15 protein-coding genes are annotated in these 21929 nt (G+C 53.3%); 9 read left to right on the forward strand and 6 right to left on the reverse strand.

The window, feature by feature from the left end; genetic code table 11:
• Together AB6729_RS06590 and AB6729_RS06595 are read right to left on the reverse strand one after the other, a co-directional pair.
• Entirely contained in the window at window positions 1–1035 is a 1035-nt protein-coding gene (locus AB6729_RS06590; RefSeq protein WP_371080782.1) for an efflux RND transporter periplasmic adaptor subunit, read from the reverse strand.
• A 119-nt stretch (window positions 1036–1154) separates the two neighbouring features.
• Window positions 1155–2360, reverse strand: coding sequence for a TolC family protein (locus AB6729_RS06595; RefSeq protein WP_371080783.1), 1206 nt, complete (start codon window positions 2358–2360; stop codon window positions 1155–1157).
• A 408-nt stretch (window positions 2361–2768) separates the two neighbouring features.
• On the opposite strand from AB6729_RS06595, the gene AB6729_RS06600 reads away from it, so the two are divergent.
• The 3 genes from AB6729_RS06600 (at window position 2769) to AB6729_RS06610 (ending at window position 8672) form a co-directional block, all read left to right on the forward strand.
• Window positions 2769–3872, forward strand: coding sequence for a nitrogen regulation protein NR(II) (locus AB6729_RS06600; protein ID WP_371080784.1), 1104 nt, complete (start codon window positions 2769–2771; stop codon window positions 3870–3872).
• Complete coding sequence (locus AB6729_RS06605) at window positions 3872–5269, forward strand: sigma-54-dependent transcriptional regulator (protein WP_371080785.1); 1398 nt, start codon at window positions 3872–3874, stop codon at window positions 5267–5269. The genes AB6729_RS06600 and AB6729_RS06605 overlap by 1 nt, the downstream gene beginning before the upstream one ends.
• A 520-nt stretch (window positions 5270–5789) precedes the next feature.
• Entirely contained in the window at window positions 5790–8672 is a 2883-nt protein-coding gene (locus AB6729_RS06610; protein WP_371080786.1) for a TonB-dependent receptor domain-containing protein, read from the forward strand.
• 55 nt (window positions 8673–8727) lie between these two features.
• Here the strand turns inward: AB6729_RS06610 and AB6729_RS06615 are convergent, their stop codons facing one another.
• From AB6729_RS06615 to AB6729_RS06625, 3 genes are read right to left on the reverse strand one after another with little or no spacing between them, the layout of a single operon-like run.
• On the reverse strand, window positions 8728–9027 hold the full coding sequence (locus tag AB6729_RS06615) for a PqqD family protein (protein ID WP_371080787.1): 300 nt from the start codon (window positions 9025–9027) through the stop codon (window positions 8728–8730).
• A gap of 48 nt (window positions 9028–9075) precedes the next feature.
• A complete protein-coding gene (locus AB6729_RS06620; protein ID WP_371080788.1) occupies window positions 9076–10500 on the reverse strand; it encodes a sensor histidine kinase in 1425 nt (474 codons plus the stop codon).
• Window positions 10500–11201 (reverse strand): response regulator transcription factor, encoded by a 702-nt coding sequence (locus AB6729_RS06625; protein ID WP_371080789.1) that lies wholly within the window; start codon window positions 11199–11201, stop codon window positions 10500–10502. Before AB6729_RS06625 ends, AB6729_RS06620 begins: the two co-directional genes overlap by 1 nt.
• Before the next feature lie 330 nt (window positions 11202–11531).
• Here AB6729_RS06625 and AB6729_RS06630 point away from each other — a divergent pair, with 330 nt between their 5' ends.
• From AB6729_RS06630 to AB6729_RS06655, 6 genes are all read left to right on the forward strand, one after another.
• A complete protein-coding gene (locus AB6729_RS06630) occupies window positions 11532–12743 on the forward strand; it encodes a TolC family protein (protein WP_371080790.1) in 1212 nt (403 codons plus the stop codon).
• Between the two features lie 37 nt (window positions 12744–12780).
• Window positions 12781–13959 (forward strand): efflux RND transporter periplasmic adaptor subunit, encoded by a 1179-nt coding sequence (locus AB6729_RS06635; RefSeq protein ID WP_371080791.1) that lies wholly within the window; start codon window positions 12781–12783, stop codon window positions 13957–13959.
• Between the two features lie 21 nt (window positions 13960–13980).
• Complete coding sequence (locus AB6729_RS06640; protein WP_371080792.1) at window positions 13981–17151, forward strand: efflux RND transporter permease subunit; 3171 nt, start codon at window positions 13981–13983, stop codon at window positions 17149–17151.
• 501 nt (window positions 17152–17652) lie between these two features.
• Entirely contained in the window at window positions 17653–19122 is a 1470-nt protein-coding gene (locus tag AB6729_RS06645) for a DUF2252 domain-containing protein (RefSeq protein ID WP_371080793.1), read from the forward strand.
• A 25-nt stretch (window positions 19123–19147) separates the two neighbouring features.
• On the forward strand, window positions 19148–20374 hold the full coding sequence (locus AB6729_RS06650) for a hypothetical protein (RefSeq protein ID WP_371080794.1): 1227 nt from the start codon (window positions 19148–19150) through the stop codon (window positions 20372–20374).
• A gap of 264 nt (window positions 20375–20638) precedes the next feature.
• Window positions 20639–20920 carry a hypothetical protein gene (locus tag AB6729_RS06655; protein WP_371080795.1) on the forward strand — a complete coding sequence of 94 codons (282 nt, stop codon included), beginning with the start codon at window positions 20639–20641 and terminating at the stop codon, window positions 20918–20920.
• A 388-nt stretch (window positions 20921–21308) separates the two neighbouring features.
• Here AB6729_RS06655 and AB6729_RS06660 read toward each other — a convergent pair whose 3' ends face one another.
• Window positions 21309–21815, reverse strand: a complete 507-nt coding sequence (locus tag AB6729_RS06660; RefSeq protein WP_371080796.1) for a hypothetical protein — start codon at window positions 21813–21815, stop codon at window positions 21309–21311.
• Between the last annotated feature and the right edge of the window lie 114 nt (window positions 21816–21929).

The following is a 21929-nucleotide window of genomic DNA, read 5'->3' on the forward strand; positions in this document are numbered from 1 at the left end:
TTATTCGCCCCCTTTAATGGCCGCCTGCTTGCGCTGATTGTTGAGATGGAAGGCTCCATCCAGAACCAGAGAATCTGCTGCGGTAATGCCACTGACAACAGCGCGACGGTCATTTTCCTCCGCACCAAGCACCACTTCGCGAAGGATGTAGCGTCCCTTCCCGATGCGCACGAAGACATGATCTTTGTCTTCTTCACGCACCACCGCAGTGTTGGGTATTGTCAATTGCTTTTGACTCTTGCCAGTAAAAGCCATGCTGGCAAGCTGATCGGGCTTCAGGATTCCCGCAGTATTTGCAACGTCCATCCGCACGGCAATGGTCCTGGTATTGGGATCCACAATCGGCGATACGAAACTAAGCTGGCCGTGGATATCTTCCGTCTGCAGCGCAGGGATACGAACGACCACTTCCATCCCCTGCTGCAGCACAGCACCCTCTTCTTCAGGAACATTGGCTACGATCCAGACACTGGAAAGATCGGCAATCGTAAAGGCTGGGTCAGCAGGCTGCACTACCTGTCCTACCGTCACGTCGCGTTTCAACACCGTGCCTGAACGCGGAGACACGATCGGATAATCAGCACTCAGTCTGCGATTCGTCTCCACTTGATGAATTTGTGCCTCGGTCATTCCAAAACCACGCAACTGTGTTCGATATGCAGCAACTTCGGTCGCAGCCTGCAACTGTTCTGCACGCCTACGTTCCAGTTCTGCACGACCGATGACATCCGCTGCAACAAGTTGTTCCGCACGCAAAACTCCGGCTGCTGCCAGTCCTTGCTGCGATTCCGCCTTGATCAGTTGCATCTGTGCATCGGAAAGGTCTGTGCTGTGAAGTGTGGCTAGAACTGCGCCGGCATTGACCTTCTGCCCCTCAAAGACAATCAGCCGAAGAATTCTTCCGGCAACCGGCGACCCAACACGCGCAATGCGCCGCGCATCTGTTTCCACATGCGCTGCCACTTGAAGTGTTCCAGTTGAGTCTGTGATTTGCGCCGTACCCACCTTCAGGTTGTTTGCCAGTTCCGCGCTCACCGTGACGATGTTAGGGTCCTGTGGCTGCGCTACATTTTTTTCTTGGATCTTTTGTTTGCATCCCGCGATGAACGCAAGAGAACACAGACACATCAACTGAAATTTTGAAAAGCTTACTTTCACGGCGTAACTCCAGACGGCGCTACCGCACCGAGTTCTTCTAAGTCGACCAGCGCTGATTGGCGTGCGTATCGGGCGTCCAACAAATCACCTCGAACACTCTGGAGAACGCGCTGTGCGTCCAGCACCTCCACGATGCCTCGCTCGCCAAATCGATACGCCGATTGCGCAGCCTGCACGGCACTTTCTGCAGCATGCAGTGGGCCCGCTTCAAGGCTTGAGACCTGCTCATCGGCCAATTGATATTGCTCATAGGAACGTTCCAATGCCGCCGTAATTTCAATCTGACGTTGCTCCTGAACCGCATCCGTCCGCGCAATGGTCGCCTTCGCTTCTTCAATCGTGCCTCTTCTACGGTCAAAAAGTGGCAGCGGCACGGTGATGCCGGCTCGCCAATAACGAAGGTCTGGTTGATTTTCGAACTCCGCAAATGCCGTAGGCTGCGGGATACGAAGCGCGCGCTCCCGCTCCAACGAAGCCTTTGCTGCCTGTCGCTCCTCTGCAGATTGCAAAAGTGCAGGATGACTCCGGAAAATGTCGCGCCGAAGATCAGCAAACGATGGCAATGCCAGTCTCGGTTCCAGGCTCCCCTGCGGATTCAGATTCACTTCCGCGGGCGCAGCAATTACCGCCCTGAGATTCGCGATTGCCTGCGCGTATTCCAACTGCGCACTGGTTACCGCAAACTGCGCGCGTGCCAGTTCCGCAGTTGCACGCGTCAACTCCAGCTTGCCCTTTTCCCCTGCGTTTACCTCGACCGTGACGCGCCGATGCAGATCATTCACCAACTGAAGGCTCTCCATGGCATTGGCGGCCCCCTCTCTTCGATGGAGGGCTTCATAAAACGCATGCCGTGTATCTGCATCCACGGACCGAAGGACACCCTGTCCAGCCCAATGGCTCGCCTCACTTGCATGCTCCGCAACACGTTTGCGCGCACTACGTTCCGATGGAATTTCAATAGTCTGTGATCCGGCATAGTGCTGCAGCAGCCCCGGGACGCCTGGCGTTGCAATGGGTCGCGCATACTGTCGTCCTGCAAATATCTCTACGCTGGGATTACTGTAAGCGCGCGCCGTCTTGATTCCAGCCTTTGCTGCCGCCACATCTGCCTCTGCCTCCTTGAGGTGAGGACTGTTCGCATGTGACATGGCAAGAGCCTGATCCAGAGTAAGTGAGAGACTAGCCTTGGAATCCGAACTCACAGTGCCTCCGCCAGACGATAGAGATTGTGCTGACAGCAGAGAACAGACGGAGAACAATGTTCCAGTTATAGCTATGCAAAAACGCTTCACATTTGAAGTGATGGCAATTCCATTGCCAAATCGATATCGCCGGAAACAGCAACGTTTAAACCCATTCCGAATACGCCGGCTGTTCCATTTGGGACAGCAGTGTCCCGTAAAGCGCAGCGGCTGATCACGGTCACATCACTCAAACCTTGGGAAATTAAGCGTTGCAGCCTTGGCTATTGAATTGCACTTACCAGGCCGGTGTTTTACTCAAACCACTTCGCATATCACGCATCTCTGCCATCGGCACGGCTCGCTGGGATAGGAGCGGGGCGCCTGGACAATGCGTGGGACAATAGGCCTATGAAGCCCATGGAGAGTATGCGCACCAGCAAGATGAAAGCAGCACTGATCGTCTGCCTCGTTATCTTGCTGGCCGTTTTCACATGGTTTATCCCGCCCCGTGCAGAGTGGCTTCATAACATTCTCCATCACCTGAATATTCTTCCTTTTATGCTTGCTGGATTGTTCTTCGGCTGGCGTGGAACACTGAAGACAATCCTGTTTGCAATCGTCCTACAAACACCTTCCATTTACCGCCACTGGCGCGCCGCACCGACCGATGCGCAGGACCAGATTGTCGAACTGAGTACATTCGGAGCCGCAGGTATCATCGCTGGTGTTTTGTCAGATCGTGAACGAACACTCCGCATGCGTGTGGAAGCGACTAAGCGCGAGTTGGAAACAGTGCACTCCGAATTGCAGCAGAATATTGAGCATCTTCGAAAGACTGAGAGATTAACCGCCGCTGGGCAGCTTTCGGCAAGTCTGGCCCACGAGATTCGCAACCCGCTGGCGAGCATAAGTGGTGCCGCCGGAATTCTGTCCCGCGGACATGCCTCCGAAAGCAGCCAGAGAGAGTGTCTGGAAATTCTTACGAAAGAGTCTCAGAGGCTGAATAAGTTACTGACAAATTTTCTTATCTTTGCAAGACCGCGGCTTCCACGGCTTCAACAGGTGGAAGCGAATGACCTGTTGCGATCTGTGGCTACCCTTGCGCAACATGCGACTGCGGAACGTAATATCAAGCTACAACTGAATTTGATTGCGATCCCGCAGAAGATTACCTGTGATCCAGAGCAGATTCGGCAATTGTTGCTGAATCTACTTTTGAATGCGATCCAGGCATCACCAGAGGATGGCATCGTGAACATGACAACATCTCTCACCGCAACCGATCTTGTGATTGAAGTAAGCGACGAAGGTGAAGGAATCACTGGACAGGTTGCGGAACGGATCTTCGATCCATTCTTCACAACAAAGGCAAATGGTACGGGTCTAGGTCTGGCGATTGCAGCGACAATCGCATCGCAGCATGCTGGAGCTCTCACGTACAAATCTAATCTGCCACAAGGCGCCTGCTTTCTTCTTCAACTTCCGTTGACCGCGACGCATATCCCGTCCAATCTTGTGGGAGCCGCATAATGAAGCCGAATCATATTCTCGTGGTAGATGATGACAGCAGTCTTCGTCGTGTCATGCAGATACAGCTTGAAGAAGCTGGCTATGAAGTCACACTGGCAAGTGATGGTGGCGAAGCCTGCAAGTTATTGGCGTCAGAAAAACCTCCGCTCGTCATCACTGATCTCCGAATGCCTACAAGTGGAATGGAGCTTCTCAGTTTCATTCAACGCGAAAATCTGATGACCACGGTCATTGTCGTAACCGCCTTTGGAACTGTGGAAAGCGCTGTCGAGGCAATGCGAAGTGGTGCGTACGACTATGTGACCAAGCCTCTGGATTTTGATGCACTACTGCTGGTCGTACATCGCGCTATGGAACGGCAGAACCTTCTGGAAGAGGTTCGAACGCTGCGCTCTGCATTAGACCAGCGTTACGAGTTCAGCGGTATCATCGCCCAGTCAAAGAGCTTTCTCCGCGTACTTGATCAGGCAGCACGTGTCGCAGAACGAGATGCCACGGTCCTGATTCAGGGTGAGACAGGAACAGGCAAAGAGCTGATTGCGCGCGCGATTCATCACAACAGTCGTAGACATAGCCGTCCGTTTGTCGCCATCAACTGCGGGGCGATTCCCCGCGATCTTGTGGAGTCAGAACTCTTTGGCTACCGTCGTGGCGCCTTTACAGGCGCCGTCAGTGATCGCCTTGGACGCGTGGAAGCAGCCGATGGTGGAACGCTGTTCCTGGATGAAATCGGGGAACTTCCACTGGATGCACAGGTAAAGCTTTTGCGCTTACTACAGGAAGGTGAAATCTCTAAAATCGGCGCAAATAAACCCACGCACGTGAATGTGCGCGTGATTGCTGCCACACATCGAAATCTGCAGGCCATGGTGGAGGATGGGGCCTTTCGCGAAGATCTTTACTATCGCCTCGCTGTCGTGCCGCTTTTCATTCCGCCCCTTCGAGAGCGTCGCGAGGATATCCCGTTATTGCTGGCGGAACTGTTTGAACGTTCTCGCCAACGCCACGGACTTTACGACATCAGCCTTTCGCAAGGGACACTCAAACGGCTCGTTGCGTATCGGTGGCCAGGAAATGTACGTGAGATGGAAAATGTTCTGGAGCGTTTGATCGTGCTGGCAACCCATAGTCTGATCACAGAAGGTGATTTACCAGAAGAGATTGCGCGGCCATCGCAACATGCGCCACCACTGTGGCCCGATCTGCCAGAAGAAGGGATCAGCCTGGAAGCGGTGGAGAAAGACCTAATCAGCCGTGCCCTCGAGAAATTTCATGGGAACCAGACACACGCTGCACGATACCTCGATATCAGCCGTCGCACACTGATTTATCGCATGGAGAAGCATGGTTTGACTTCGGGACAGGATGCGGATGCTGTGCGCGATATTCGTGCCTGAGCGCCATGTAAGCAAAACTGGATAATTGCATCTCGTTCTGGATCATGCTCTACTGTGGCCATTGCGTAAGCTTCTTGCATTGGCGTTGCTGATCATTTTTGGATTCAGCTTTGTTCCGCCGCTCCTGGCTGCGACCGGTAGCGAATCGACGTTGCCTGCCTGCTGCCGCAAAACTGCGAAGCATCATTGCATGGCAATGCAGGATGATTCCGATCCCACGGCACATGCTTCACATACAGAGTTACGTTCACGCATGGATCATTGCCCATGCTGCGGTGTGCTGGGGTCAACCGCTGTCCATGTGGATGCCTTTGCTTCCACTACATTTTCCGGCAACGTCACGCCGCGCTCTACGCGCTCGGGTTTATTCCCGCAGATCTCGATCTACTCTCTCGCAGATCCGGTCTATAGCCATGGTAAACGTGGTCCCCCTTCCCATCTCCAGGCCTGATTCACACACGTTTTGACTTCATCAGAAGGGGCGTGTGTAAGACACGTTTCCTTTTCCATGGAGATTTTCATGCTTCAGTCCGCACGCACATCCGTGCTCGCTGCGCTTCTTCCTTTAGCCGCAGTGGCTATCTCATATCCTGTATTTTGCCAGGAGAGTCTTACCAGCAGCTCCCTCACTGGCCGCGTCGTCGATAGTACCGGCGCACTTATTCCGTCGGCCCAAGTGTCTGTTGTCGCTTCCTCAACACGACTTCGATTTAACGCAACTACAGATAACCGTGGTCGTTTTCGAATCCCTTATCTCGCCCCCGGAAACTACGTCATCACCTCGCAAGCTTCGGGATTCAATACGGCATCTACTTCAACACAATTGACCATTGGTGGCTCCTTCGACGTCACCTTGCAAATGACGGTAGGAACCGAAACCACGACCTTGTCCGTCATCGCGGAATCTCCGATTCTCGAACAGAATCGCAGCCAGATTTCAGAGACCGTAAGCCAGGCCGAAATAACACAACTTCCCTTTAGTGGACGAAATTATCTGGACCTTGCGTTACTGACACCGGGCGTAAGTCCCACAAACACGGCCAGCGTGCAAACCTTCGCCGAAACATCCCCAGTGATCGGACAAGGCTATTCCATCAATAGTCAACGGAATTTTTCCAACAGCTTTGTTGTTGATGGTCTATCTGCGAACGACGACGCTGCTGGCCTTGCAGGCAATTCCTACAGCATGGACGTTGTGCACGAGTTCCAGGTGGTTACATCTGGCGGACAAGCCGAGTTTGGCCGTGCTATGGGCGGCTATTTCAACATTGTCACTCGCAGCGGAGACAATGACCTGCATGGAACGGTATACGGCTTCCTCCGCAATCAGCGCCTCAACGCTTCCAATGCACTCTCACGAAGCAAGCTTCCGCTGACACAAGGCCAATACGGTGCAAGCCTTTCGGGTCCGCTCAAAAAAGATCATAGCTTTTTCTTTGGCAACTATGAGGGGCGACGACTGAATACCAATGGAGTAGTTACGATTAACCCGGCACAGGCTGCAGCCGTGAATGCTCGTTTGGATGCCATTGGCTTCACTGGCCCGCGGCTTACCGTGGGCACCGGGCCAACAACGCTGTACCCAACAACAGGCCACACTGATAACGCGTTTGTTCGGTTTGATCATCGATTTAGCGATGCAGACCAGTTCATCGCACGCTATAGCTACTATCGTTTGAATGCAATCAATGCTCGCGGGGTGGGTGCGCTTGCCGATGTGAGTTACGGCACGGCCGTAATGGATACCAACCATACTGTCGCCATCAGCAATGTGGCTATGCTTTCGCCGCGTACGTTCAACGAGACGCGTGGCCAGTTCACATGGGATAGTTTGAATGCTCCATCAAATACTCAGAACAGCCCTGCGGTTGTCATCAGTGGTGTGGCAACATTTGGCCGCTTCTCTTCTTCACCAACAGCGAGGAAGAATCTTCTTTACGAAGTAGTGGACAACCTTGTACTGCAACGAGGAGAACATACCTTCAAGACAGGAATTGATTTTCTGTTTAACGATGACACGATTACATTTCCCATGTCGATCGCGGGCTCTTATACCTTCGCATCTCTGAGCGCATTTCAATCTGGCGTCACCACATATTCGTCGTACGCACAGAATTTCGGAACGCCCTTCGTACGGCAGAACAATCCCAATACCGGCTTTTATGCGCAGGATGAATGGAAGGCAACGCCGGCGCTCACAGTGAATCTAGGCATTCGCTATGATCTACAGTTTCTGAGAACCATTCAGACGGACACAAACAACGTATCTCCTCGAGTGGGTTTTGCATGGTCTCCCTTTCGCAGCCGCACTACAGTGATCCGCGGAAGCTACGGCTTGTTTTACGACCGCGTTCCACTGCGCGCACTTGCGAATGCACTGCTCTCTGCAAATAATACGACCGACCCCTCGCAAGGACGGCTTCTGCAATATAGCTACGTTCCCACTGACACGGGTGCGCCGGCATTTCCCAATGTTTCCACCACGCCTAACCCGGGTTCGAAAATCAGCTATGCCCTGATGAACCGTAGTATTTCCAACGCTTATTCCGAACAGGAAAGCCTCGGAGTTGAGCAACAACTATCACGCACAGGATCGTTTGGTATCAGCTATCAACATGTGCGGGGATTGCATCTTCTATCGTCGTACAACACGAACATTAACCTCGATGGAAGCCGCCCTGACAGCACGCGCGGCAATATCAAACCCTATGATGGACGCTTCGACTCCACTTACGACGGACTTGCCGTATCGTTTGTCGAGCGTCCCGTTGCGTGGGGCAGCTTACGCGTTTCGTATACATGGTCGAAAGCGACGAACAATGTCGGCGAGTTCTTCTTCAGTTCTCCCAGCAACAACTTCGACTTCAACGTAGATCGCGGTCGCTCAGACGATGATCAGCGCCATCGAGTTGTTTTCGACGCAACGCTAAATTCGCCAACCTCCCCTGCACACGGCACATGGGATCATGTGACGCATGGCTGGAAGTTAGGTGGCATCCTGCAGTACTACTCACGTTTGCCGTTCAACATTGTGACCGGAGGGCAGACAAAACAACAAACAACGCAGCGCCCTTGCGCATTGGGGTACAGCCTAACGGCCAATGCTGGCACTAATCCTTGTACCGAGGCCCTTAAGGGAGCCATGATTGGGCGCAATGCGGGTGTTGGCTTTGATTTCTTTAACCTGAATACACGGCTTAGCCGCACCTTTGCACTGACAGACCGGTGGCGGTTAGAGACAATCGCCGAAGCTTTTAATGCACTGAACCATCGCAATGACATGATCCCCAACGCAACCTGGGGAACAAATCCCTATCCTACAACTGCAAACGCTTCCTTCGGGCAAGCAACGGCCGTAGGCGATCCACGCAGTGTGCAGCTTGCGCTGCGCATCAGCTTTTAACAGAAACGAGAAGGCCGATGGCGCACTACTCGCCATCGGCCTTCTCTAATTACGACTAAGCTGTGGTTGATGCCTGAACGGTAACGCCACCCTCTTTTAGTAGCCGCTCGAGAAACGTCAGGACATCGGCCCGAACCTCATCATCTGAGGCACCATATTCCTCTGCCAACTCATTGACTAGAGCATCCAGCTTTCGCGGCTCTTCCAACAACTCCCATGTGCGACCGCCAGTAGGTGAAAGGCTGATACACGTTCCTGTATCCGCACTCATCATCACAAGCTCTTCTCCTACCCACGCACTGAGCCATCCCTCAGCACGACCAATCACACTGTCACCGCGAATTTCCGTCGCCATAGCCTTCAGCATAACGCAGCGCCGTCAGCACGACGCAATCTGGCGACTTCATACCGCTGATGGCGCTTTTGGGAGCCGGATCACACATCTGGCGCCAGCCTCTACGTGGTCGTCAAAGTGAATTGTTCCCCCCATGCGTTCAATCACCAGCTTCGAAACCGAGAGCCCCAACCCGGTTCCTGTGTGCGCAACACTATCCCGTGCACTACTGGTGAAGAAGCGATCAAATACACGTTCGTGTTCTCCATTTGCAATCCCTGGTCCCGCATCCTCTACGGAAACTTGAATGGTTTGAGCGTTGGCATCGCATAGGGAATAGCAAATGCTCAGAGTTCCATCGCGTGGAGAAAACTTAACTGCATTGTGAATCACATTCATCAGAGCAATCCGAAGCAAACCTCGATCGGCTCTCACTCTCTTGTTACCAATTGATTCACCGTCCTGATGAACGAGAAGCCCTTTTTCTTCTACTAGAACTTCAAGCAGGTTCAGAACTTCATCCACTAAAGCTTTCAATGGCCACGCTTCAGACTCTTGTCCTCTCTGTGTAGTCTCGGCTCGCGCAAGAAGAAGCAGGGCATCGATAGTCTCACTTAGCCTGGAGGTCTCTTCCAGAATGCTGCTGAGTGCCTCCTTGCAATCTGCGTCTCCTGTCTCATCTTCAAGCGCTACTTCACCAATTGTTCTCAGTGCCGCGATAGGAGTCCGCAATTCGTGGGCTGCATCTGCGGTAAAGCGCTGCAACTGTTCAAACGATTGCTCTAATCGATCCAGCAGATGATTAAAAACAAGGGCGAGCTGTCCCAATTCATCCTCTGGATTCGCGACCTCCAGTCGATCATGCAGGTTCTTCGCCGTAATTCCCTCTGCACGCGCCGCCATTTCTTCCACTGGTCGCAGAGCACGCCTTGCGATAGCCTGCCCCGCTGCTCCCGCGATTAATAAAGCAATCGGAATCGCAATCACCAACACCACAAGGAACTGGATCATGCGCGCTCGGAGGGGTGCCAGACTGTAAGCAAGGCGGATAAGAACCTGCTGACCATTCATACCGTGAATATGGCTAATCAAAAGCACATGTGTTCCGTTTTCAAGACGGATCAGACGTTCATTGAAATCGGCATCGCCCTCACCCGGACGAGTAGGCCCTCCCAGGCTCATATTTCCAAGTGTGGGACTGCGATACAGCACCTTTCCATTGCTATCGCGCACCTCCATCAATCTGTCGACTAATAGCCGCGATTGAGGGCGCGAATAGTAATCCTGACGAAGCTGCAATACTCCAGCATGATCGAAGTAAAGAAGCCCTTCGGCAGTTACAACATCCTGGATTTCATCATGGACAATCTGCTTGGTCAGGACTGCATATTGAAACGCAAAGACAAGCGCCGCGTATACAACGAGAAGCACTGCCAAAACACCGACATACCAGAACGTCAGCCTGGTTCGGAGGTTGGATGGAAGCCATCGCATCAGGGCAGAGGCTCCCGAAGACTAAAGCCTAATCCGCGAATGGTTTGTAGCAGCTTCACCGAAAAGGGATCGTCCACCTTGCGGCGCAAACGTGCAATCTGCACGTCGATCACATTGTCAATTGGCGTAAACCGCGACATTTCTCTCCACACATCCCGAGCCAGCATTTCTCGCGACACTGTGCGTCCTCGATTCTCTGCAAGGTACAGCAGGAGATCGAACTCGCGTGCCGTAAGATCAAGGATATCTCCGCCACGGGATGCGGTTCTTGCTTTTCGATCCACGCAAAGATCACCGATGGATAGAGCAGAAATCTCTTTCGATGGAAGAAAGCGTCGCAGTAAGGCATCGATACGGGCAAGCAATTCAGGAAATGAAAACGGCTTGCCAAGATAATCGTCCGCCCCGGTATTCAAACCCGCCACGCGATCTTCGACAGAATTGTGCGAGGTAAGGATTAGTACCCGCAGGTCTATTCCGTCTTTGCGTAGTTGGCGCAGAATATCCAGACCGTTACGCTGTGGAAGCGTCAGGTCTAACAGAAGCAAATCCGGGTGTTCGCTGTGGACCAGGAAAAAGCCTTCCTCTGCGGAACCTGCGGCAATCACCTCATAGCCAGCCGCCTGAATACCCGATACAAGGGCATCTGACATCTTTCGATCGTCTTCAATAATCAGAATTTTCGAAGATGGCTGCGCCATTCCCTACCCTCAGTTCACATCATTTCGCAACGTGGAACAGGGACACAAGTGCCCATTTAGAAATGTCAGAAAGTTGTCAGGCTTTGTAAGGGAAGATAGTGGTCCACTCCGGTTGAGCACATCTGCTCCGGAGCGTACGCGTCCATGCGCCAAATCTCCACGACTTTGGTCGTCCAGCCGCCTGGAGTTGCCACCGCCACCCTATTTGCATTCCGCGGAGGCTGGTAACGACAGATGTTCTTCCGAAATTTACTTGCAGCAAGCTGCCTCCTCTTTTTACCCGCTCCCATATGGACTCAAATTACAGCAGCGCCATCGCCACAGGGTCCGTTGAGCTTATCTCAGGCGGAAAGCATTGCCGTAGCGAATCAACCTCGCCTGCTTGCCGCGCAACTTCGCGCACGGGCTTCCGCACAGCGCATACGTGAGACTCGCTCTGGACTTCTACCCATCATTGCATTCAATGCAACCGGAGCGGTCGTCGCCGATACCGGCAGTTCCACCGCCGCCGGCAATATCACCACATCGGCAGTATCTGATCGCTTTGCGTACGGCGGAAATCTTTCACAGTTGGTTACAGATTTTGGCCGCACCAGCGCATTAATACGTTCGACACGTTATCAATCCGCGGCCCAAAGTGACCTGGCGACTCTAACGCGTGCACAAGTTCGGCTCAATGTTCGAGAAGCTTATTTTGGCGTGCTTGGTGCAGAGGCTGTCCTTCGAGCCGCGCAGGCGGCACAACAGAACCGGCAGCTTATTTCTCATCAGTTAGAAGCATTGGCACAGAGCGAACTTCGCTCCACGCTGGACGTGAACTTTGCGAAAGTATTGGAGAGTGAAGCGGAACTAGCTGTCGTTCGCGCACAGAGCACCGTTTCACAACAACGTTCCCGCCTCGCGACAGCCATGGGAGAGTCACAAACGATTCACGCCTCGCTGGCTGAACCGACAACTCCAGATGCGCTCCCCACAACACCGGAAGACCTGCTGCAACAAGCGGACACTCAACGCGCGGACCTTAGTGCCATGCACGCACAGCAATTGGCAGCAGAGCAGTTCGCACAATCGGAAAAGCGACTCAGCTATCCCACACTGAATGTTTTGGCGGCAGCGGGGCAGGTTCCCTATCACGATCACACACTGCACGACAGCTATGCCGCAGCGGGCTTCAACCTCAACATCCCTGTCTTCAATGGTGGCCTGTTTGCAGCGCGGCGTGCAGAAGCACAACTGGAAGCCACAGCGCGCGCGCACGACACAGAAGTAGTGCAACTACAGGTGAACGAACAGGTACGCAATGCATGGTATCGCGCCGATGAAGCCTATCGCAGCCTCGACGTGACGGCGCGCCTTGTGCAACAAAGCAAGGAAGCGCTGAGATTGGCACAGAACCGCTATGACGCAGGTCTGGGCAGCATTGTTGAACTAAACGAAGCACAACTGAACGAAACTTCGGCTGAAATCAGTGCTGCCGATGCGACCTACACGTATTTGTCGCGGCACGCCGAGCTTGATTTCGCAGCAGGACTCCTGAACTAAGAGGGCGACTATCGTGAGAAACAAAAGTGGCTTGATTATGGCCGCCTTGGCCACACTGGCAACGACACAGGGCTGCAAATCGACAACTGCACCTACAGCAGTAACACCGACGGTTCCCGTAGCCATCGCTGCGCCAGCCAGCCTGGAAAACAACCTCGTACTCTCCGCGGAGTTTCGTCCGTTTCAGGAAGTGGACGTGATGGCAAAGATCGCAGGCTATGTGCGATCTATCAACGTCGACATAGGAAGTCACGTCGGACAGAATGCCGTCCTCGCGATGCTTGACGTACCTGAAATTCAGGATGACGTCGCGAAGGCAAAAGCAGGCGTATCTGCTGCGGATGCAAACATCGCTACGGCCCAGGCCGCCGTACAACGGGCTGAGGCAAACTCCAACATCGCAACGCTATCTTTCAAACGCATCAGCGACGTTGCCAAGCGCGATCAGGGCCTGGTGCCACGGCAGGAAATTGATGTCGCCCAAGCGAAACAGCTGGAAGCAGTAGCGCAGCTGGCCAGCGCAAACTCGTCCCTGCAAGCAGCAAAACAGGGTAAGGCACAAGCGCAGTCAGAATATTCACGTGCACAAGCTATGTTGCAGTACGCAACCATTCGCGCTCCGTTTACCGGCGTTGTGACCAAGCGTTATGCCAACACCGGCTCAATGATCCAGGCAGGCATCTCATCGCAAACGCAGGCGATGCCTGTTGTGCGACTTGCGCAGAACAATCTATTACGACTTGTTCTTCCTGTTCCAGTCAATGCAGTCGCAGAGATTCGGAATGGGCAAACGGTAGATGTAGAAGTCACCAGCACGGGCCGTAAGCTGCAGGGAAAAGTCACTCGCTATGCCGACTCTGTACAAACAGCCACACGAACCATGGATACCGAAGTCGATGTGCCCAACCCTGATGGCGCCTTGGTTCCGGGTATGTATGCAGAAGTCCATCTTCATCTCGCGAACCATCCCGCTGCATTGAGCGTGCCACTTGATGCAGTAGATGGATTAGGAACAAGCGTGCAGCAGGCTTATGTAGTACGCGATGGCATTGTGCATCTTGTCACAGTGCAGGTTGGATTGCAGACAGCGAATCGCGTAGAGATTCTTTCCGGACTCGATAAAGGTGACAAGGTCATCGTAGGACGACATACGGGAATTTCAGATGGTCAGCGCGTGGATGCACAACCTGCTGCTTACGAAACCAAAGGCAACTAACAGAGAGGCGAGCGAAAGCCGATGTCATCCTTTTCCATCCGCAATCCTTACCTCATCGTAGTGCTGTGCCTTGTGATGATGCTCCTTGGTGCCGTCAGCATTGGCGACATGCCCGTGGACATGTTTCCCGCGGTGAATCTTCCTGTTGTGGCTGTTGCAACGTTTTATTCCGGCATGCCACCGCAGCAGATTGAGGCCAACATCACCTATCATCTGGAACGCCAGTTCACACTCGCGTCTGGTATTGATCACATGGAGTCGCGTTCGCTTCCCGGCGTGTCTCTCATAAAGGTGTACTTCCGTGCGGGTACGGACCCGGACGCGGATGCCGCCAGCATCTCCTCGCTTGCAAGCAGCGATCTTCGCGACATGCCGCCAGGCACATATCCTCCCATCGTTCTGAAACAGGATGCTGCCAGCACACCGGTTGCACTGGTTACACTCAGTGGCTCCGGGTTAAACGAAAGCAAACTTAAAGACATAGGCCAGAACTTCGTACGTAACCAATTGGCAAGCGTCGCGGGTGCGTCGGTAACGCAGCCGTTTGGCGGACGGTGGCGGCAGATCATGCTCTATGCCGATCCGTACAAGCTAGAGGCCAATCAACTCAGCCCCATGGATATGGTTCGGTCTGTGAACGAAGCCAATGTCATCCTTCCTGCGGGTGATGTTCAGATTGGCCGATATGACTACAACATCTATACCAACTCCATGCTGAAGGGCGCCGAAGACATCGCTCAGGTGCCGCTGAAGATGGTAGGCCAGGCCCCTGTCCGCGTAGGTGATGTGGCAACACCACAAGACTCCTTCGGTCTGCAATACAACATCGTGCGCGTGAATGGCCAACGTGGTGTTTATCTCCCCATCTTCAAGCAAGGTGGTGATTCCAACACCATCGCCATCGTCAACGGCGTAACTGACACTCTGAAGAAGCTCGTGGATGTTCCGGCTTCTCTCAAAACAGATGTCGAGTTCGACCAATCCCGTTTTGTAAAAACCGCGATTGAAACACTTGTTCACGAAGGTGGTGTTGGTCTATTCCTCACCTGCTTGATGATTCTCATCTTCCTGGGAAGCCTCCGTGCAACGGTGGCTGTATTTTTCTCTATTCCGTTGTCGTTGCTGACAACCTTCTTTGTTTTGAAGATGACTGGAAGTTCTATCAACAGCATGGTCCTCGGAGGATTAGCGCTTGCGCTCTCGCGCCTGATTGATAACTCGGTCGTCGTTCTTGAAAATATCTTCCGGCATCTTGAAGAGGGGGAATCACCCGAAGTCGCCGCAGAAAACGGTGGCAAAGAAGTCGCCCTCCCCGTATTGGCCGGAACGCTCACCACAGTGGTGGTCTTCTTCCCCGTCACCATGCTGTACGGTGTCAGCAAGTTCCTCTTCTCCGCTCTGGCTCTTGCGGTTGTCATCTCACTCTTTGCTTCATACTTTGTAGCGTTGACCGTAGTTCCTCTCTTCTGCGCACGATTCATCAAGAGTCCGCATGGTGAGGTTGTCCATGAATCATCAGAGTTCGAAGCGGAAATTAATGCCTATGCCAAGAGCACGCATCATGGTCCCTGGGCGCGCTTCAATATGGCTTTTGCACACGGATTTAACGCACTCCTGCATCGTTATGATCGGCTTGTCGAACGAGTCCTTGGGCGTCCATGGCGGACGCTGGCGGCGGCCGGACTACTGCTGGTTGTCTCGCTCTGCCTCTTTCCGCTCCTTGGACTTTCCTTCTTCCCACGCATAGATGCAGGCCAGTTTGTCATCAGCTTCAAGGCTCCTTCCGGAACAAAACTGGAAGCAACTGAAGGTGAAGCAGAACGCATTGAAGCGATTGTTCGTCGCATTGTTTCCAAGCATGACCTCGGAATGGTCGTCACAAACATTGGTGTTGACCCTGGCTTCTCTGCCCTCTTCTCTCCCAACGCGGCAATGCATACGGGATTCACACAGGTCGCTCTTGCGGACAATCACACGATCAGCAGTTTCCGCTATATCGATGAAGTAAAGGCGGCTATTGCAAAGGAAATTCCTGAAGTTCAAACGTTCTACTCTTCCGGAAGCCTGGTGGACGGCGTTCTAAATATGGGGTCTCCTGCGCCCATTGATGTCCGCATTACTGGTAACGATGTAACTGCTGACTTTGGATTGGCGCAGAAACTCGCATCACAGATCCGTCAGATCCATGGCATTGCTGACGTATATATCCCACAAGACATCGACTATCCTTCGCTCCGCATCTCCGTAGATCGCACACGCGCCAGCCAGCTTGGTTTAACAGAAAAGGAGGTTGTCTCCAACATCATCACCGCGCTGACATCGAACCAGATGATTGCCCCTTCCATCTGGATCGATCCCAACAGCGGGAATAATTATTTCCTTACCGTCATGTACAAGGAAGGTCAGATCAGATCACTTGAAGATCTGAAAGCGATTCCCCTTCATGGCACAAACATCTCGCAACCCACGCGACTCGACATGGTGGCGAAGATCGAACAGTTCAATGCTCCCACGGAGATGGATCACACACAGATTCGTCGCAATCTGGATATCTACGTGCGGCCACAGGAAGAAGATTTGGGCAAGATCACGGCAGCAATTCAGAAGATCGTGGACGGAGCCAATCCCCCGCGCGGCATCAACGTGACGCTTGCAGGCAGTGTGACTTCTATGAACGCTTCCTTTCACAGCTTTGCCATCGGCCTAACGCTTTCCGTGGTTCTTCTTTATCTGATTCTCGTTGCGCAGTTCCGTTCATTCCTGGATCCGTTCATCATCCTGCTGGCATTGCCTCCGGGAATTACGGGCGTCATTCTTGCCCTGTTGCTATGGGGCACCACGCTCAATGTCATGTCCCTGATGGGTGTCGTCATGCTTGCCGGCATTGCACTCTCCAACAGCATTCTGATTGTGGAATTTGCACATCATCTGCGTGCACAGGGGATGCAGGTGAAAGAAGCGATTACACTCTCCTGCCGCGTGCGTCTTCGCCCCATTTTGATGACTTCCCTTGCCACACTCATTGGACTTCTTCCCATGGCGCTGAAATTGGGTGAAGGCAGTGAGTCGTATGCACCGCTGGCCCAGGCACTCATCGGAGGATTAACGCTGTCCGTACTGCTAACGATCTTCCTGGTGCCTGCTGGTTTTTATCTTGCCTATGGACGACAGGACTCAACGAAGCACGCATAAATTCTCTGGCGCGCTTAATGTTGTCGCACGCAGACATAGCCGGGCTGGCTTCGCATAAAAGCAGAAGCCAGCCCTTGCATCAGCGTTTTGCAATGCGAAGATGGCCGTGCTGCAAAGCACCCGCCTTCGCCGTCGCTATCAGTGGCTATTTACTGAACCAGTTCCAGGCGCGTATGTGAAGCTACCACCCACGCTGTTCCATTTAAGTGCGTCGCACTTTGTGCTGAGCTGTAAACGATGTTCGATGGAGCCATCCACGTGATCGTTCACCGACACAAGATCACTGATGCCAATCCTGTCGCCCCTCTGTCTACACCCACAAATCGATGCATAACGTATTGATCGAATCATGCTGGAGCTTGATGTCCGGTACAAGTCGTCACGTCCCCCTGACATACGCACATACTGTTAGAAATCTGCGTAGACGCTCTGATAAGAACCGAGTAGAGTGATTGGCTCAATACGTATTGGATGGGTAATTCACGTCATGCTGAGGTAGGAATGGCAAAATCGAAGGAAGTTCCCGCGAAGAAATCCTCACGGCCTCTCCCGAAGTCGGCAGGTTCACCAAGGAAGACCAAAGTAACTGTCCCTGAACCTCTTATCCCCTTTGCAGGAGACCGCCCCCTTAACGAACGCCGATCCACCGGCAAGGCTTTCCGTATCAAACTGCCGCGTGAGACGCACGCCAACTGGGTTCGCCAATCGGACTTCCCCGGTGCAGTTGAAATCGTAATGGAGGGCAACAAGGGGCGCCTTGAGAAGTATGTTCCCTTGCGTCTGGCTCGGATGGCCGCATCCCCTTTCTCGTTCTATCGCGGGGCGGCGGCTGTAATGGCCACTGATCTCGCATCAACGCAGATCACGGGAGTCATGGCCGTTATTGATGGCGATGCACACATCAATAACTTTGGCCTTTATGGCACACCGCAACGGGACATCATCTTCGATCTCAACGATTTCGATGAGGCCGTGATCGGCCCGTGGGAATGGGATCTGAAACGCCTTGTCGCCAGTGTCAACCTGGCCGGGCGTGAAAACGGTCTCAACGCCCGGGAACGCGCCACGGCCGTCCGCCGCACCGTGCGAGGCTATCGCGCCAATCTCAATCGCCTGGAGAAACTTGGTGTTTTGGAGACCTGGTACCTTCACGCTTATCCGGGCCGCGAGAATCCTCTGGGTAAGGTCGATCCGAAATCAAAAGCGATCTGGGCCAAGGCCGTAGGCAAAGCGGAACGTCAGACGAATCAAACGTTGCTCGGCAAAGTTGCTGAAAAGGTTAATGGACACTGGCGATTCCGAGAGGATCCCCCCATATTGACCCGGGTCGACTCATCCACCCGCAACGCCGTTGAGAAGGCACTTGTCGAATACGCTGACACGTTGCACCGCGAACGAAAGTTTATGCTCTCACGCTACAGAATTGCCGACGTCGCGCATCGGATAGTAGGAGTCGGCAGCGTTGGAACCAGAGCTTATCTGGCTCTACTCTTCGGAAATGGGGATAATGATCCGCTCTTCTTGCAGGTAAAGGAAGCCATTGTTCCAGCCCTTGCGCCTTTTATCGAACGCCGCGCAGACGGGCAATTTTCTCACGAAGGAAAACGCATCGTCACCGGGCAGCGGGCTCTGCAAGCATCGACTGACGTGATGCTCGGCTGGACCCAAATTAACGGTCGCCCGTTCTTTGTTCGTCAAATGAAGAACATGAAGGGCTCTATCCCCATCGAGTGGCTTTCTGGGGATGCCTTTTACTTCTATGTATGGGCCTGCGGTGCAATCCTTGCCCGTGCACACGCACGTACCACGGACTCTGCTTTACTTGCTGGCTATTGCGGTAATTCTGGCGTTCTCGATGATGCGCTTGCCACTTTCGCCGAATCCTATGGCGATCAGACGGTGCGCGATCATGCTGCCCTCGTCCAGGCAGTCAAAAACGATCGGGCAGTACAGCAGATGATGGGCAAATAAAGCACAGAACAAATAGGGGGAAGCCGTGGAACCACAGACCAACATGATTCCAGACCTGAACACCATACCCGACCCGAATCAGATGCCCAGGTCACGCCCTTTCCTTTTGATGGAAGGCGGTCCACTCTATCGAATCGAGACCCGTGTCGGGTTAGTGCGTGCCAATGCTCCACTGACAATACGTCGCGCTTTTGTGGCGATCTGCCTGACCTGGCTGCCGTTACTCATCTTTACCCTTTTGCGAGGCACGGCATTCAGTGGGGTACGAATTCCTTTCCTGCAGGACTTCAGCGCCTACGGCCGCTTTCTCCTCAGTATTCCATTGCTACTGATCGTTGAACTCATCCTGGCACCCCGAATTGCCGAGGCTGCCGAGCAGTTCCTCCTCTCCGGAATCGTCACACCCAAAGATTACAAACGGTTCGACACAGCAGTCGAAGATGGTCTTCGACTGCGCGACTCTGTCCTCGCCGAAATCGTAATCGCTATCCTCGCCTACGGTTTCACTTTCACGACCTACCGCACATTGGCTGTCCACACTTCCACCTGGTACTCCACAGCAAAACCGGATGGGAGTTACGGACTTACAGGAGCTGGATGGTGGGAACTCATAGTCTGCGTTCCCCTGCTACAGTTCCTACTTTTGCGTTGGTTATGGCGAATCTTTCTTTGGTTTCGCTTCCTGGGACATGTCAGCAAATTTGATCTTCAACTTTTCGGCCCCCATCCGGATGCCGCTGGAGGACTTGGCTTCGTGGGTGAAGCCCAACGCTTCTTTGGACTACTCTTCTTCACCTATTCCTGCGCAGTCACCGGGGTAGTGGCCAACGAGATCCTTTACGGCGGCATAAAGCTCCAACACTATGGACCTGCCATCGCCGCCTATGCGATCTTCTGTCTTCTATTCGCTGCTCTCCCGCTTATCGTTTTTACTCCCAAGCTGCTCGTGACGAAACGACAGAGCCTTCATCAATATGGCGCACTCGCCACCCTCTACACGGGCTCCTTTCATCGGCGGTGGATTCAGGGTATTAACCCGGGAAAAGAAGTATTACTTGGCAGCTCCGACATCCAATCCCTCGCAGACTTAGGCAACAGTTTCAACTTTATCGAGAACATGAAGCCACTGCCGATTGCCCCTAAGGATCTCATCAAGCTAATCCTCATGGCTCTACTCCCCATGGCATCTCTTCTTCTTTCCATCATGTCACCCAAGGAGATTATTCAACTACTCATGAAGGTCATGGTGTGATTTCGCTTGCATAGTCTTGTCTTACTGCGCATATCCCGTTGTCAACGGTTGGTAACGCGACAGGCGACAATCGTCAGTTTGTCATCAGGCTATCGTCCGCGGATGAGCTGGAACATTTGGCTTCGGTAACTGAGGTTAGGTTAGCGAGAGATCAATTTGTCAGTGGCGCTAAATGCTTTCCAACCCTTCAGCGCCAACGCCGACTGCCGCAGTCTTATAAAGGCATCGCGCAAGACCCCTTCGTGCCAGAAACCGGCACACAAGATGTCTTCTCCCGATGACTTTATCTTCCCGAACGCCGATGGTGGATTCATGGACACGGCGAACTACCGCACCCGCGTCCTCCAACCGATTGCGGACGACTTGAAGATTCCCAAGCTTAACTTCCAGATCCTCCGGCGGACCATCGCCACGCGAGCACAGAAGCTGGGATCAGTGAAGGATATTCAGTCACACCTGGGGCACTCGCGGGCCGACACGACGGCCAACGAGTACATGCAGGAGCTGCCGGAGAGCGTGCAGCAAATGGTAGGAAGCCGCGCCTGATTGCGGCGGGTGAAGGCGGCTTGCACTACACAATCGAGCCACTGAACATTCCAACCGGGAAGGGTGAGATGCAAACAACCCGCGTTGTGTGGGAGATTCGATCCGTGGCAATGCACGTGAGATCCTATCAAGCATCGAAGGCGACGCCGAAGGTAGAAAGCCGCTCAACCGCGTAGAGGAAGCAGCCCAATTCCTACCCGCGGAGCTGGCCAACGGGCCAGTGCCAGCGCGTGAATTGATAGAACGTGCCAAGCGTGATTTAGGCGTCAATGAACGGAGCTTGCAACGAGCACGCGAGCGGCTGGGAATCGAAGCAACGAAGACGGGCTTTCAAGGCGCGTGGGTATGGAGCTACCTAATCAGTCCCGTCTCCCAGGCGAACGAGCAATCAATTAGCCCGATGGAAGTTCAGATAGGGAGCCATCTTGTTCGTCAACAAAGGAAGGTTCTCATTGATCCAAGCTAGCCCGTTGCTGAACTTGTCGAACTCCCGCATATAAAGCTCCGGCCCGATCTTGTCGCTGCTGAGATTGCCCTTCTTCATCTGAATGATGTGAAACGCTTTATCGCTGAACTCTCTGAGGAAGGCATAGATGCCGGACTTCTCATCGAAGAGAAATTGCGATTCCTGCAATGCCACGGTGAAGCGCTGGCTCGACGCCTCAGTTTCAGGATCATTCTTCCAATCACCCAAAACGACCTTCATGTAGAAGTCGAGGGCAGTTTTGAAGATGGCAAACCGCCTATCGTAGAGGTCAAGTCTTAGCTTGTCGCGCGCGGTCTTCCACTGCTGGTAAGCCACTACGCCAACCGCCAAGGCGACGAGCGGGCTTGCGAATGGTGTGACATAAGTCAAGACGAAATTGCTGGGATTCGCAGCTGCGTCGAAAATCATGTGGTTTCCTCACGCCTCTAAAGACACCATTACATATATGTGTTGCCTTTGGATATCTATGGGAGTCTATGGTCGGGATTGTGACGACAAGACGACCGAAGGCAACGTGTAACA

The sequence above is a fragment of the Terriglobus sp. RCC_193 genome (assembly GCF_041355105.1).
Taxonomy (GTDB): domain Bacteria; phylum Acidobacteriota; class Terriglobia; order Terriglobales; family Acidobacteriaceae; genus Terriglobus.

Coding starts and splice junctions, on each gene's coding strand:
- AB6729_RS06610 (WP_371080786.1), top strand. CDS start 5,790: ATGCTTCAGTCCGCACGCACATCCGTGCTCGCTGCGCTTCTTCCTTTA.
- AB6729_RS06655 (WP_371080795.1), top strand. CDS start 20,639: ATGTCTTCTCCCGATGACTTTATCTTCCCGAACGCCGATGGTGGATTC.
- AB6729_RS06620 (WP_371080788.1), bottom strand. CDS start 10,500: ATGCGATGGCTTCCATCCAACCTCCGAACCAGGCTGACGTTCTGGTAT.
- AB6729_RS06660 (WP_371080796.1), bottom strand. CDS start 21,815: ATGATTTTCGACGCAGCTGCGAATCCCAGCAATTTCGTCTTGACTTAT.
- AB6729_RS06625 (WP_371080789.1), bottom strand. CDS start 11,201: ATGGCGCAGCCATCTTCGAAAATTCTGATTATTGAAGACGATCGAAAG.
- AB6729_RS06640 (WP_371080792.1), top strand. CDS start 13,981: ATGTCATCCTTTTCCATCCGCAATCCTTACCTCATCGTAGTGCTGTGC.
- AB6729_RS06605 (WP_371080785.1), top strand. CDS start 3,872: ATGAAGCCGAATCATATTCTCGTGGTAGATGATGACAGCAGTCTTCGT.
- AB6729_RS06635 (WP_371080791.1), top strand. CDS start 12,781: ATGGCCGCCTTGGCCACACTGGCAACGACACAGGGCTGCAAATCGACA.
- AB6729_RS06600 (WP_371080784.1), top strand. CDS start 2,769: ATGCGCACCAGCAAGATGAAAGCAGCACTGATCGTCTGCCTCGTTATC.
- AB6729_RS06615 (WP_371080787.1), bottom strand. CDS start 9,027: ATGGCGACGGAAATTCGCGGTGACAGTGTGATTGGTCGTGCTGAGGGA.
- AB6729_RS06645 (WP_371080793.1), top strand. CDS start 17,653: ATGGCAAAATCGAAGGAAGTTCCCGCGAAGAAATCCTCACGGCCTCTC.